The following is a 13,860-nucleotide window of genomic DNA, read 5'->3' on the forward strand; positions in this document are numbered from 1 at the left end:
GCACCGCTCAGCCCTTCAGGCCCTTGGTCAGCCCGGAGATGATCGCCCCGGCGGCCTCCGAGCTGGACGACTGGCCCGAGTAGACGGCCGAGAAGTGCTGGTTGACGAGCTGCTCGATCGAGGCGACCGTCATGTCGGAGCCGATGTAGCGGGCGAACGAGCGCGAGTGCGGCAGCTGCTTGACGTATCCCTGCTGCGACTTCGGCACCTTCAGCTCGGTGAGGGTGCTCGTGGAGGCCGGGTACTGGGAGTAGGTCTTGAACGTCGTGGCGCTCATCAGGTACTTGATGACCTGCCACGCCTCGTCCGGGTGCTTGCTGTTGCGGTTGATGCCGAGCGCGCGACCGCCGAGGTGCGTCGTGCCGTCGGTCAGGCCCGAGGGCATCGGCGCGGTCGTCAGCGTCGTCCCGGCCGCCTTCGCCTGCTTCTCCAGGGACGCGAAGGTCTCCGGCGGCTCGTAGCTCATCGCGCACGAACCGGTCGCGAGGCCGTTGACGATGGAGGGGTCGCTGTAGTCCTGCACCGCCTGGTCTGCCTTCGGTGAGGCCCCGGAGGAGAACAGGTCGGCGAAGTACTGGATCGCGCTCGCGAGCTGGGGCTGCGCGATGCCGGGCTGCCACGTGCCCGAGGCGTTCTTCTGCACGAGCGTGCCGCCGTGCGCCCAGATGTAGTAGTTGATCGCGTTCCACTGGGAGCTCGTCGCGGAGCCGGAGGCCGCGAAGCAGAAGCCGCTGGTCTTGCCGGAGCTGTGGGAGCTGATCTGCTTCGCGTCGGCGGCGAGCTGCTCCCAGGTGGCCGGCGGGCTCGGGACGCCCGCGTCGGAGAGTGCCTTGGGGTTGTAGACGAGTGCCATGGTGTCGGCCGTCCAGGGCATGGCCCAGGTCTTGCCGTCGAAGGTGACCATGTCCTTCGCGAGGAGGTTGTCCGTCCCGCCGGGCAGGGGGTCCTTCTTCATGAGGTCGTCCAGCGGCAGCAGGATCTTCGGCTTGGCGACGAACGCGACGTCGGCGTAGCCGATCTGGTCGATGTCGGGCCCGGACCCGGAGTTGGCCTCACGTGCGAACTGCTGCACGTTGTTGGGGCTCAGCGTCTGCATCTCGACGTGGATCTTCGGGTGGCTCTTGTTCCACGCGTCGATCGCGGTGCTGAGGCCGGCGACCTCGCCCTTCGGGTCGAACTGCCGGAAGACCAGGTTCACCGAGCCGGATCCGGAACCGGAGCCCGAGCACGCCCCGAGGGGAAGGACGAGGCTCAACATTGCGGCGGCCACGGCCGACTTCGTGAACTTCATGCTGCAACTCCTTCAGAGGCACTGGCCCGCAGCGGGATCCCAGGACGCTAACACAATCAATTTGATTTACAACAGACTCTTCCGTGACCTACGATCTCCGCCGTCAGCGTGTGATCTACGATCTGTTTGCGTCAGCGCCGAAGCGCGCGTGACGGCCCCCACTCGCCGGACCGGGAGGATCGCGATGGAGCGACGGGGATCGAATCTTCCGCGCGTCGGCGACTACAACCAGCTGCTCATCCTTGACCTGGTACGCCGCGGCTCGAACATCAGCCGTGTCGAGCTGTCCGAGCGCACCGGCCTGTCGGGGCAGACCGTCTCCAACATCTGCCGCCGCCTCGTCGACGCGGGGCTCATCGAGGCCGCCGGGCGCGTGGCGGCCGACACCGGAGCGCGCCGGACGATGTTCAGAGTGGTCCCGCAGGGCCGGTACTCGGTGGGTCTGCACATCGACCCGGCCCGGATGACGCTCGTGCTCCTCAACCTCGCCGGTGAGGTCGAGGACCGCGCCTCGATCGTGACCCCGACCACGGACGGCCCGGAGGACGTGCTCAAGGCGATCGTCGACGCGGTCGCCGACCTCGTGGGCCGCCGGGGCATCCCCCGGCAACGCGTGTCCGGGCTCGGTGTGTCGGCTCCCGGGCCCATCAAGGCGGACTCCGGCTCGCTGGTCGGGCCGCCCAACCTCCGCGGCTGGGGCGTCGTACGGCTCCGCGACGAGCTCGAGAGTCGCGTCGGCCTGCCGGTCGTGCTGGAAAAGGACACCATCGCCGCCGCCACGGGAGAGCTCTGGGCGGGCGGCGGTACGCTCTCGAACTTCGCCTTCATCTACCTCGGCACCGGGATCGGCGCCGGCGTCGTCCTCGACGGCGAGGTGATGCGCGGCACGTCCGACAACCTCGGCGAGATCGGCCACCTCAGCGGCGATCCCGACGGACCCCGCTGCCCGTGCGGCGGGCGCGGGTGCATCGCGATCACCTCCGCCCCGGTTCACCTCGTCTCCGCGGCCGCCGGCTCCGGCACGATCCCGTCGGTGGACCTCGACGATCCCCTGGCCGTCGAGACCGCGTTAAGGCATCTCTGCGCCCTCGCCGACGGAGGCGACGAACAGGCGCTCGCCATCGTCGAGAAGTCGGCGCGCGCCATCGCCCGCATCGCCGGCAACCTCGCCAACATCCTGGACCTCGACGCCGTCGTCCTGGGCGGGCCGAGCTGGTCCGCGCTCTCGCGGATCTACCTGCGGATCGTGCCGCCGATCACCGCCTCACTGCTCACGGTGAGCGACGTGCACACGGTCGAGGTGCGCGGCACGACCCTGGGCGAGGACGGGGGCGCCATCGGCGCGGCCTCGCTCGTCATGTCGTCGATGGCCTCGGCGCGCTCCGACCACCTGCTCGTCCCCCACTGATCGGAAGCGATGTCGCCGGCACGCGCCGCCCGGCCCGTACGCGGACGGCACGCACGCCGGTGACCGGGCGGGCGCGAACGCCAGTGGCCCGGCCATGCCGGTGACCCGGTCGGCCGCCAGGGCGTGGGCCTTGACATGATGCGGGTCACGCACGCCAGGAGGTTGCTCGTGCACGTCAGGAGGTTCTTCGCGCATGTCCGGATGCTGTCCCCCCTCGCGCTCTCAGGGCCGGGAGGTCCCGCATGACCTGCCGAGCCGCGGTCACGCCTCCGGCGAGCTGATCACGCTGCCGGGCGGCACGTTCCTGATGGGCACCCAGGACACCGACGGATTTCCCGACGACGGCGAGGGGCCCGTCCGCGAGGTCACCGTCGCGCCCTTCGCCATCGATCCGTACTGCGTGTCGAACGCGCGGTTCGCGGAGTTCGCCGACGCGACGGGCTATCGAACGGACGCCGAGGAGTTCGGCTGGACCTATGTCTTCGCCAAGTTCCTGCCCGGCGAACTGCGCAAGAGATCGCCGAGGCCGCCACAGACGCCGTGGTGGTGTGGCGTCTCCGGAGCGTACTGGCGGGCGCCGGAAGGGCCCGGGAGCACGGTCGAGGACCGCTGGGACCACCCGGTGGTACACGTGTCATGGCGTGACGCCGTCGCGTACTGCGCCTGGGCCGGCCGGCGGCTGCCGACGGAGGCCGAGTGGGAGTACGCCGCACGTGGCGGCCTGGAGCAGGCCCGTTACCCGTGGGGCGACGAGCTCACCCCCGACGGCGAACACCGGTGCAACATCTGGCAGGGCCGCTTCCCGGTGCGCGACACCGCGGAGGACGGTTACGCCGGCACCGCTCCGGTGGACGCCTTCCCGCCCAACGGCTTCGGGCTCTACAACGTTTCGGGCAACGTGTGGGAATGGTGCGCCGGACGGTTCCGTACGAGCGACGCCGAGCGTCCGATGCGCGGCGGTTCGTACCTGTGCCACGACTCCTACTGCAACCGCTACCGGGTCGCCGCACGTACCTTCAACAGCCCCGACAGTTCGAGCGGCAACCTGGGCTTCCGCTGCGCCGCCGACGTCTGACCGGCACTCCGCCGCGCTCCCGCGCCGGGTGCCGGTCAGACCTCGCTTTTCGCTCTCCTCCGCCGAGCTACTACGGCGAGCCGAGCTCCTGGTAGCGTTGGCGGACGATCTCGGGAAAAGGGAGAGCCGCACATGGCAGGTGACGACGACATCTCCGGGTGATGCCCGGAAGTAGTCGGCCGCAGGCAGGCGAGACGCCGCCGTGGCCGTTCTGTCGTCGTCCCCTTTGAACCCTTGCCGGGCGCCTTGGGCGCGCCCGCGTTATTTCCGAGGACCACCTCCATGTCCGACGCATGCATCGTCTGCTCGAACCTGTCCTTCTCCTGGCCGGACGACACGCCGGTCTTCCAGAACCTGTCCTTCGCGGTCGGCGGTGGCCGTACGGGCCTGGTCGCACCGAACGGCGCCGGTAAGAGCACTCTGCTCAAGCTGATCGCGGGTGAGTACCGGCCCGGCGGCGGGACCGTCTCCGTCGACGGAGTGGTCGGCCATCTGCCGCAGAGCCTGCCGCTCACCGGCGACCTGACGGTGGCCGAGGTGCTGGGGATCGCCCCGATCATCCGGGCGATCGACGCCGTCGAGTCCGGTGACGTCGATGAGGAGCACTTCACCACGATCGGCGACGACTGGGACATCGAGGAGCGCACCACGGCCCAGCTGGACCGGCTCGGTCTCGGCGACGTCGCCCTCACCCGGCGCCTGGACACCCTCAGCGGCGGCCAGGTCGTCTCCCTGGGCCTGGCCGGCCGGCTGCTGAAGCGCCCCGACGTCCTGCTGCTGGACGAGCCGACCAACAACCTCGACCTCGACGCGCGTCACCGGCTCTACGGGGTGCTCGACGATTTCAGCGGCTGCCTGCTCCTGGTCAGCCACGACCGGGCGCTGCTCGACCGCATGGACCGCATCGCCGAGCTCGACCAGGGTGAGGTCCGGTCCTACGGCGGGAGCTTCACCGCCTACCAGGAGGCCGTACGCACCGAGCAGGAGGCCGCGGAAAGGACCGTCCGCAACGCCGAGCAGCAGGTCAAGCGGGAGAAGCGGGAGATGCAGCAGGCCCGTGAGCGGGCCGAGCGGCGGGCGAGCAACGCCGCGCGCAACCTCGACAGCGCGGGGCTGCCGAAGCTCTTCGCCGGGAACATGAAGCGGCGCGCCCAGGAGTCCGCGGGCAAGGCGAGCCAGACGCACTCCGCCCGGGTCAGCGATGCCAAGGCCCGGCTCGATGAGGCCGGCCGGGCCCTGCGCGACGAGCAGAAGATCGCCCTGGAACTGCCCCGCACCAACGTCCCGGCCGGACGCACGGTCTTCCGCGGCGAACGCATCCAGGTCCGCCACGGCGACCGTGCCGTCTTCGCCGGGAACGGGGTCGGCCTGACCGTCCAGGGTCCCGAGCGGATCGCGCTGACCGGGCCCAACGGCTCCGGCAAGTCCACTCTGCTCCGCGTGGTGAGCGGCGAGATCGAGCCGGAAGGCGCCACGATCAAGCGCTTCGACGGCCGGATCGCGTACCTGTCCCAACGGCTGGACCTGCTCGACCTCGAACGCACCGTGGCGCAGAACCTGGCCGCCTTCGCGCCCGGCATCCCCGACGCGCAGCGGATGAACCTGCTCGCCCGCTTCCTGTTCCGGGGTTCCCGCATTCACCTTCCGGTCGGCGTGCTGTCGGGCGGCGAGCGCCTGCGGGCCACCCTCGCCTGCGTCCTGTACGCCGAACCGGCGCCGCAGCTCCTCCTCCTGGACGAACCGACCAACAACCTCGACCTGGTGAGCGTCGGCCGGCTGGAGAGCGCGCTCAACGCCTACGAGGGCGCGTTCGTGGTGGTCAGCCACGACGAGCGGTTCCTGGCCGAAATCCGGGTCAACCGCCGGCTCCGGCTGTCCGGAGGCCGGCTCGTCGAGACCGGTGCGCCGGCGGTGCCCCATGCCTGAGCCGGCGCTGCTCGCCCACGATCTGGTTCGCACGTTCGGAACGCGGCGGGTGCTCGACGGTGTCTCCCTCACCGCCGCCCCCGGGCAGCGGATCGGGCTGATCGGCGAGAACGGCGCGGGAAAGTCGACACTGCTGCGGCTGCTCGCCGGGGCCGACGAACCCGACGCCGGTACCGTCGTACGCCCGCCGGACCTCGGCTTCCTGCGTCAGCAGATGGTGTACGAGAGCAGGTCGACGATCGCCGAGGTGATCGACGACGCCCTGCGCGAAGCCCGTGAGGACCTCGCCGACCTGGACCGGCTCACCCGGGCGCTCGCCGAGACACCGCAGGACTCCCCCGGCCACGCTCACCTTCTCGGCGAGTACGGCGAGCGGCTCGAACACGCGCAGGAACTGCAGGCCTGGGACGCCGACCGGCGCGCCGAGATCGTTCTCAGCGCCCTCGGGCTCGGCGGGCTGAGCCACGACCGCACGCTCGGATCGCTGTCCGGCGGGCAGCGCGGTCGGCTCGCCCTGGCCGCGCTCCTGGTCCGGCGGCCCGCGGCGCTGCTGCTCGACGAGCCGACCAACCATCTCGACGACGCCGCGGCGGCCTTCCTGGAGGAGCAACTGCGGGGGCTGCCCGGCGTCGTCGTGCTGGCGAGCCACGACCGGGCGTTCCTCGACGCCGTCTGCACGGACCTGATCGACCTGGACCCCTCGGTGTCCGGCCCGATCCGCTACGGCGGCGGCTACACCGCCTACCAGGCGGAGAAGCGTGCCGAGCGGGAGCGCTGGCAGAGACGTTTCGCCGAGGAACAGCAGGAACTCGCCGACCTGCGCCGTACGGTCGCGGTGACCGCGCACCGGGTCGCGCCGGACCGCGAGAGGCGCGACAACGAGAAGATGGGATACGGGCACTCCGGCGGCCGGGTGCAGAAGCAGATCTCGCGGCGGGTGCGCGACGCCGCGCACCGGCTCGACCGGCTGGAGCGCGACCAGGTCGGCGAGCCGCCGGAGCCGCTGCGGTTCCGTGCCGCGACGCTCGCCTCCGAGTCCGCCGGCGGAACCCTCCTGTCGCTGCGCGGCGTCCGCGTACCCGGACGGCTCGCCCTCGACGGCCTCGACCTCGCGGCCGGCGAACGGCTCCTGGTCACCGGGACGAACGGAGCGGGGAAGTCGACGCTGCTCCTGCTGCTGGCCGGCCGGCTGGAGGCCCGCGGCGAGGTACGGCGGCGCCGCGGGCTGAGGGTCGGGCTGCTCACCCAGGACACCGTGTTCGCCCGGCCGGACCGCACCGCGCGGCAGACCTACGAACAGGCGCTCGGCGTCGAACGCGCCGAGTCCGTACCGCTGCGGTCCCTCGGCCTGATCGGCGGCCAGGACCTCGACAGGCGGGTGGGGGAACTGTCCGTCGGGCAGCGTCGCCGGCTCGCCCTGGCCTTGCTCATGGCGGACCCGCCGGAGCTGCTGCTGCTCGACGAGCCCACCAACCACCTGTCGCCCCGGCTCTCCGACGAGCTGGAGGAGGCCCTGGGCACGACCGCCGGCGCCGTCGTGGTCGCCAGCCACGACCGGTGGCTGCGCTCGCGCTGGACCGGCCGCGAACTGCGGCTGTGAACCGCCGGGGAGGACATCCGGCGCTCGGCCGGCGGACGTGCCGATCGCCGACATCGCGTTCTCGGCCCCGCCCGTGGCCGATGGCGTGGATACTTAAAAAATCATGAACGTCGACGACACGTCCGAACCACCCTCGCCGTCCAGTGCCGACTCCCTACGACGCCAGGTGGTCGAGGTCGCCACCGAGATGATGCGGGGCCCGGCCGCCCCGGCGCGTGGGGGCTCGGAGTCATCTGACCAGTCCGCGATGACCCTCTATCTCGCCCTGCTGACCGACCGCCTGCCGGTCTACGCGCGCACGATGATGGAGCTGGAGTCGCGGGCCGGCAAGGCGAGCGTCGAGGAGAACCTCGTGCCCGTCGCCCAGGCGACGATCCGGTTCTACTGCGAGATCCTCGCCGCCAAGGTGAGCGTCTTCACCAGACCCGACCAGCTTCTCCAGCTCCGGCGGGTGCTCACGTCGCGCGGCATGGGACCGCAGGCCGCGGACACGCGGGTCGCGGCCTACCTCGACCAAGAACGCGAGCTGGGCCGCATCGCGGCCGACGTCGACTGCGACGCCGCCGCCCAGCTCCTGATCGGCACGTGCGTCAACTACGCGTTCACCAAGATGCTTTTGGACGACGTCATGCCGCAGGATCACTTCATCGACCGGGCGATCCGGGGACTCCGCCTCGCGCCGTGAGACCGGTCGGCCCGGCGACGGGCTGCTCGGCCGAGAGGCACGTGCACTGTCCCTCCTCGCCGTCGCGGGAACGCGGTGCGATCGCACGGCGAGGCACCTGACGAAGTCGAGACCCGATTGGGATCTTCGCTGCCTACCGTGAACTCATGCGAAGACGATTTGTTCTTGCCTCCCTCGGATTGGCCGCGTCTCTCATGGCCGTGGCCGGCCCCGCCTCCGCCGTCACCTACGGCTCCCCCGACGGAAACGCCCATCCGGAGGTCGGAGCCCTCATCGCCGACCAGGCCTACTCCGACGGGACATGGGCCTACTGCAGCGGCACGCTCGTCTCGCCGACCGTTTTCGTGACCGCCGCCCACTGCGGTGACCCAGGGCAGACCACCGCCCGGGTCTCCTTCGCGAGCAAGTACCAGCCCGGCGCGACGACCTACAACGGCCGGTACATACCCAACCCGCAGTACAGCGGTAGCCAATCCGACCCGCACGACATCGCCGTGGTCGTCTTCGACAAGGCCGTACCGAAAATCACGCCCGCCAGGCTTCCCACCGCGGGCCTACTCGACGGCATGAAGACGGCCGGGACCCTGCAGACGTCGGCGTTCACCTCGGTCGGATACGGCTCGCTCGCCCCGGTGAACGGCCCCGGCGGGAAGACCTACGTCTACACGGACACCCGCAACCAGGCGTCCGGATCCCTCAACAGCCTCACGAACGCATGGCTCCGGCTGTCCCAGAATCCCGCGACGGGCAACGGTGGCACGTGCTACGGCGACTCGGGCGGCCCGAACTTCCTCGGAGACACCGGCTCGAACCTCCTGGTCGCCACGACGATCACAGGTGACACGGCCTGCCGGTCGACGAACGTCGATTACCGGCTGGACACCCCCGACGCCCGAGCCTTCCTCGGCCAGTACGTCACCCTTCCCTGAACCACACCGTACCTGGGGCAGGACATCAGTGACCGCGGTGCCGGGTCGCGGCCATCGTGGCGAGCAGGGCCAGGGACTGCTCGTCCGGTGAGCCCGGCCGGGCATGGAGGACGGTGAGCACCTGGCCGTCCTCCAGCGGCATCGCGTGGAAGCGGAGGCTGATCACGCCCAGCTCCGGGTGCCGGAAGCTCTTCGCGCCCGCCGTGGTGGTGCGGACGTCGTGACGGGCCCACAGTTCCCGGAACTCCTGGCTGTGCAGCGAGAGTTCGCCGATGAGTTCGGTCAGTTCAGGGTCGTCCCGCTCGGTTCCGATCCGGGCCCGGAAGTTGGCGACCGCGTCCGACGCCGCCGCGTTCCAGTCCACATGTGTCTCCCGTGTCCCAGGGTCCAGGAACACCGCGCGCAGCAGGTTCGTCCCGGGCACGTAGCAGGAGGCCAGCTCGCACGCCAGGGCGTTCGATCCGACGACGTTCATCCGGCGGCTGGTCACCGTGGCCGGTGTCGTCGTCCAGGCGTCCAGTAGTTCCTGCACGGTGTCCGGCACCCGCTCCCGGGTGCGCGTGGCGGTCGGTGCCGGGCGGGCCAGGGCGTACAGGTGCTCCGTCAGTTCCTCGTCCAGTCGCAGCGCCCGGGCCAGCGACTCCAGGACGCTCTCCGAGGGCCGGTGGCCGCGTCCCTGCTCCAGGCGCACGTAGTAGTCCGCGCTCACTCCCGCCAGGAGGGCCAGTTCCTCGCGCCGCAGCCCCGTCACGCGGCGGCGGGCGTCGCCGGCGTCGCCGAGGCCCACGTCTTTGGGCCGGACCAGGGCTCGGCGAGCCCGGAGGAATTCTGCGAGAGCGGCGTTGTCCATCGCTTCAGGCTACGTCCGGCCGTCCGGTACGAGGGTGGCCCTGGGATTCCCAGTCATCGGCCACCGATGGTGGGACGGCGCGGTCCGGCGACAGCATGGGCGTGTTGTGAACGAGAGGAGATCCATTATGCGAACGGTCAACGGCTGGGCCGCCCAGGCGCCCGGGTCGGCGTTGGCGCCCTGGCGCTTCGAGCGCCGTGAGCTGCGACCCACCGACGTCGCGCTGCGAGTGACGCACGCGGGGGTGTGCTTCACCGACCTGGAGGCCGTGCGCCCCCAACCGGGCCACGAGCAGCCGGACGTCTTTCCGTTGGTGCCGGGCCACGAGATCGTGGGTGAGGTGGTGGCCGTCGGCGGTGCGGTCACCGGTGTGCGGGTCGGCGATCCGGTCTGTGTGGGGAACATCGTCGATTCGTGCGGGGTGTGCGAGGCCTGCCGCAGCGGTGATCAGGAGTTCTGCGCGGAGTTCCCGACCCTGACCTACGGGGGGCGCGACCGGCACGACGGGTCCATGACCCAGGGCGGGTTCAGCGACGAGTACGTGGCCGACCAGGCGTTCGTGTACCGGCGCCCCGAGGGGCTCGACCCGGCCGGGACAGCGCCGCTGATGTGCGCGGGGATCACCACCTGGGTGCCGCTCCGGCGGTGGGAGGTCGGCCCGGGGCAGACGGTCGGCGTCATCGGCCTCGGCGGGCTCGGGCACGTGGCGGTGAAGCTGGCCAAGGCGCTCGGCGCCGAGGTCGTGGGCTTCACGACCTCACCCGGCAAGGCGAAGGACATGCTGGAACTCGGTGCCGACGACGTGGTGGTGTCGACCGACGCCGAGGCCATGGCCGGGCAGCGCGGGAGATTCGACTTCATCCTCGACACCGTGCCCCGCGCGCACGACCTCTCGCCCTACCTGACGGCGCTCCGCTTCGATCGGACCCTGTGCACGCTCGGCATCGTGCCGGAGCTGTCCTTCACACCTCAGACCCTGCGGTTCGGACGCAAACGGCTGGCGGCCGCGGGCAGCGGCGGCATCACCGACACCCGGGAGATGCTCGACTTCTGCGCCACCCACCACGTGACCGCGACCGTCGAGGTACTGCCGGTCGCCGAGGTCAACACGGCACTGGACCGGCTGGCCGCCGGCGACGTCAAGTACCGGTTCGTCCTCGACCTCACGTCCTGACGAACGCGACGCCTTCCCCTGCGACGGCCGACATCACGGGCGCCGAGGCTTCGAGGCTCGAACCACCGACCCGCCGCTTTTCAGGCGGACGGGCAGGCTTTGGGTGGTGTTGGTGAACAGGGACTCCGTGGGCGTGAGTGCGGTCGGCTCGACGGCCAGAGCCAGGTCCGGGTAGCGGGTGAACAGCGCGCGAAGCGCGACGGTGGCTTCGAGCCTGGCCAGGGGCTCACCGAGGCAGACGTGGGGGCCACCGCCGAAGGCCAGGTGTTTGGTCTTCTCTCGGGAGATGTCGAATCGGTCGGCGTCGGGGCCGTGCTGGGCCGGGTCGCGTCCGACGGCGCTGTACGGGGCCAGGATCGCCTCCCCGGCGGGGATGGTGACGCCGGCGATGGTGATGTCCTCCTTCGGGTAGCGGGCCATGAAGTTGCCGATCGAGGCGTCCCATCGCAACACCTCCTCCACCACGGCCGCCCAGGTCGCCTCATCACCGCTCTGGGCGAGGGCCCGCTGGTCGGGATGGGTGAGAAGAGCCCGGGTGGCGTTGAGGATCAGGCTGAGCGTGGTCTCGTGGCCGGCGGTGAGCAGCAGCCACAGCGTGTCGACCAGTTCCGACTCGGTGAGCGCGTCGGGATCGTGGGCGCAGGCGGTGAGGAGCGCGCTGGTCAGGTCATCGCCGGGCCGTTCACGCCGCAGCCTGATCAGCTCGTGCAGCAGCCGGACTCTCTCGTGCTGAGTCCGGGTCACCTCATCGGGACCGGTGGTGGAACGGAAGATGGACTCCACGAGTTCCCGCAGCCGAGGCCGCCACGGCTCAGGCACGCCGGTCAACTCGCAGATCACCTGCATCGGCACCTGAACGGCGAAGTGCGGACGGAGATCGACCGAGCCGTCAGGGGCGGTGTGTCCGGGCAGGGCATCGAGCAGGTGCCCGGCGATCTCGGCGATGCGAGGCCGGAGTTCTTCGACGCGGCGGCGGGTGAGGGTCTGGGTGACGAGCCGCCGCAGACGATGGTGGCGGGGGCCGTCGGCGGTGACCATGTTGTCGACCTTCAGCATGCCGATCAGCGGCCAGTCGTCCGGGATCCGGCCGTCCCGGATGGCGGTCCAGTTACGCCAGTCCTTGCTCACGCGCTGGTCTTTGACCAGGGTGGCGAGCTCGGCGTGGCGGGTGACGGCCCAGGCGTGGACGCCGCCGGGGAGGATGACACGGACGACCGGACCGGCCGCACGGAGGCGTGCGGCCTCGCCGTGGTGGTCGGCACCGGTGGGGTCGAGCGTGATCACCGAGACCGGCGGTAAAGCCTCATGGGGGGACGTCATCGGCTGCCTCCAGAAAACGCGCGCGGTTGCCGGGTGCGAAGGTCATGCCCGAGGTCCACCCTGCCTCAGGCAGGTGGTGAAGCGCACGGGCGAGGCCGCCGGGCGCCGGGGTCCCGGCGGCCGCCCGGCGCCGTATGGCCGGTATGGCCGGTACGGCGGTCAGCCGCCCGCCATAGCGCCCACCACGAGGAGCGGCTCGGCACCGCTGATGACCGCGTCGGGCAGTGGGGCGTCCGGTGGGTCGTGGGACAGGTCGTTCTCGCAGGCGTAGAACCGGATGAAGGCGCGGCGCCGCCCGGTGCCGTGGTCGCGGATCGTGCCGCGCAGCATCGGATACCGCTCCTCTAGCGCGTCGAGCACCGAGTTCTGCGTGACCTCCCCGTCGACGTCCAACTCGACCTCGGCGCCGGCGTGCGCGAGGACCCGCAGGTGCGCCGGGAGCACGACGCGGATCACGACAGTGTCTGGACTTCGACGGACAGGACGGCCGGCAGATCGCGCACGATGGGCGCCCACGTGTCGCCGGCGTCCGGCGAGGCGTACACCTGCCCGCCGGTCGTGCCGAAGTAGACGCCACAGGAGTCGAGCCCGTCCACGGCCATCGCGTCGCGCAGCACGTTGACGTAGCAGTCGCGCTGCGGCAGGCCGTTCGTGAGCGGCTCCCACTCGTCGCCGCCCGTACGGCTGCGGTAGACGCGCAGGCGCCCCTCCGGCGGGTAGTGCTCGGAGTCGCTCTTGATCGGCACGACGTAGACGGTCTCCGGCTCGTGCGCGTGCACCGCGATCGGGAAGCCGAAGTCCGACGGCAGGTCACCGCTGACCTCGCGCCAGGAGTCGCCCCCGTCGTCGCTGCGCATGACGTCCCAGTGCTTCTGCATGTACATGGTGTCGGGGCGCGCGGGGTGCAGCGCGATGCGGTGCACGCAGTGGCCGACCTCGGCGTCCTCGTCGGGGATGCCGCCCGACCGCAGCCCGCGGTTGGCCGGCCGCCAGGTCTCGCCCGCGTCGTCGGTGCGGAAGACGCCCGCGGCCGAGATGGCGGCGTACATCCGCGCCGGGTCGTCCGGGTGCAGCACGATCGTGTGCAGGCACATCCCGCCGGCCCCGGGCTGCCACGAGGAGCCGGAACCGTGCCTGCGCAGGCCGGGCAGCTCCTGCCAGGTCGTGCCCCCGTCGGACGACCTGAACAGGGCGGCGTCCTCGACCCCGGCGTAGATCGTGTCCGGGTCGGTGGGCGAGGGCTCCAGGTGCCAGACGCGCGCGAACTCCCAGGGGTGCGGCGTGCCGTCGTACCACTGGTGGGTGCCGGTCTTCCCCTCGTACCGGAACTCGTTGCCGACCGGCGACCAGGTCGCGCCCCCGTCGTCGGACCGCTGGATCAGCTGGCCGAACCAGCCGGTGGACTGGGCGGCGAACAGCCGCGAGGGGTCGGCGGGCGAGCCGGTGACGTGGTAGATCTCCCAGCCGCCGAAGTGGGGGCCGCTCACCTCCCACCGCTCGCGCCGGCCGTCCGACGTCAGGATGAACGCGCCCTTGCGCGTCCCGACCAGTACCCGTACTCCGCTCATGAGCCCTCCTTCGGGGAAATGACCAGGGCTGTCG

General features: G+C 71.0%; 12 protein-coding genes. 7 read left to right on the plus strand and 5 right to left on the minus strand.

Features of this window, described 5'->3' with window-relative positions; genetic code table 11:
- Window positions 1-7: 7 nt before the first annotated feature.
- Window positions 8-1,291: an ABC transporter substrate-binding protein gene (locus tag OG417_RS35275; RefSeq protein WP_329238136.1), complete on the minus strand. Its 1,284-nt coding sequence runs from the start codon at window positions 1,289-1,291 to the stop codon at window positions 8-10.
- 184 nt (window positions 1,292-1,475) lie between these two features.
- Here OG417_RS35275 and OG417_RS35280 point away from each other — a divergent pair, with 184 nt between their 5' ends.
- The 6 genes from OG417_RS35280 (at window position 1,476) to OG417_RS35305 (ending at window position 8,914) form a co-directional block, all read left to right on the plus strand.
- Window positions 1,476-2,699, plus strand: a complete 1,224-nt coding sequence (locus tag OG417_RS35280; protein ID WP_329238139.1) for an ROK family transcriptional regulator — start codon at window positions 1,476-1,478, stop codon at window positions 2,697-2,699.
- A gap of 193 nt (window positions 2,700-2,892) precedes the next feature.
- On the plus strand, window positions 2,893-3,774 hold the full coding sequence (locus OG417_RS35285) for a formylglycine-generating enzyme family protein (RefSeq protein ID WP_329238142.1): 882 nt from the start codon (window positions 2,893-2,895) through the stop codon (window positions 3,772-3,774).
- Between the two features lie 282 nt (window positions 3,775-4,056).
- The gene (locus OG417_RS35290; RefSeq protein WP_329238146.1) at window positions 4,057-5,700 is read left to right on the plus strand and encodes an ABC-F family ATP-binding cassette domain-containing protein; all 1,644 of its coding nucleotides are present in this window, start codon (window positions 4,057-4,059) and stop codon (window positions 5,698-5,700) included.
- Window positions 5,693-7,300, plus strand: a complete 1,608-nt coding sequence (locus OG417_RS35295) for an ABC-F family ATP-binding cassette domain-containing protein (RefSeq protein WP_329238148.1) — start codon at window positions 5,693-5,695, stop codon at window positions 7,298-7,300. Before OG417_RS35290 ends, OG417_RS35295 begins: the two co-directional genes overlap by 8 nt.
- Before the next feature lie 103 nt (window positions 7,301-7,403).
- Window positions 7,404-7,985: a TetR/AcrR family transcriptional regulator C-terminal domain-containing protein gene (locus tag OG417_RS35300; RefSeq protein ID WP_329238151.1), complete on the plus strand. Its 582-nt coding sequence runs from the start codon at window positions 7,404-7,406 to the stop codon at window positions 7,983-7,985.
- A 146-nt stretch (window positions 7,986-8,131) separates the two neighbouring features.
- Window positions 8,132-8,914, plus strand: coding sequence for a S1 family peptidase (locus OG417_RS35305; RefSeq protein ID WP_329238154.1), 783 nt, complete (start codon window positions 8,132-8,134; stop codon window positions 8,912-8,914).
- A 25-nt stretch (window positions 8,915-8,939) separates the two neighbouring features.
- Here OG417_RS35305 and OG417_RS35310 read toward each other — a convergent pair whose 3' ends face one another.
- A complete protein-coding gene (locus OG417_RS35310; protein WP_329238157.1) occupies window positions 8,940-9,764 on the minus strand; it encodes a helix-turn-helix transcriptional regulator in 825 nt (274 codons plus the stop codon).
- 127 nt (window positions 9,765-9,891) lie between these two features.
- On the opposite strand from OG417_RS35310, the gene OG417_RS35315 reads away from it, so the two are divergent.
- The gene (locus tag OG417_RS35315; protein WP_329238161.1) at window positions 9,892-10,938 is read left to right on the plus strand and encodes an NAD(P)-dependent alcohol dehydrogenase; all 1,047 of its coding nucleotides are present in this window, start codon (window positions 9,892-9,894) and stop codon (window positions 10,936-10,938) included.
- Window positions 10,939-10,971: 33 nt separating this feature from the next.
- Here the strand turns inward: OG417_RS35315 and OG417_RS35320 are convergent, their stop codons facing one another.
- The 3 genes from OG417_RS35320 to OG417_RS35330 all read right to left on the minus strand — a co-directional run bounded on the left by OG417_RS35320 (window position 10,972) and on the right by OG417_RS35330 (window position 13,826).
- Complete coding sequence (locus OG417_RS35320) at window positions 10,972-12,222, minus strand: cytochrome P450 family protein (RefSeq protein WP_329238164.1); 1,251 nt, start codon at window positions 12,220-12,222, stop codon at window positions 10,972-10,974.
- A gap of 195 nt (window positions 12,223-12,417) precedes the next feature.
- Complete coding sequence (locus OG417_RS35325; RefSeq protein ID WP_329238167.1) at window positions 12,418-12,714, minus strand: MoaD/ThiS family protein; 297 nt, start codon at window positions 12,712-12,714, stop codon at window positions 12,418-12,420.
- Window positions 12,711-13,826 (minus strand): WD40/YVTN/BNR-like repeat-containing protein, encoded by a 1,116-nt coding sequence (locus OG417_RS35330; protein WP_329238170.1) that lies wholly within the window; start codon window positions 13,824-13,826, stop codon window positions 12,711-12,713. The genes OG417_RS35325 and OG417_RS35330 overlap by 4 nt, the downstream gene beginning before the upstream one ends.
- Window positions 13,827-13,860 lie beyond the last annotated feature (34 nt).

It is taken from the genome of Actinoallomurus sp. NBC_01490 (assembly GCF_036227085.1).
In the GTDB taxonomy this organism is placed as follows: domain Bacteria; phylum Actinomycetota; class Actinomycetes; order Streptosporangiales; family Streptosporangiaceae; genus Actinoallomurus; species Actinoallomurus oryzae.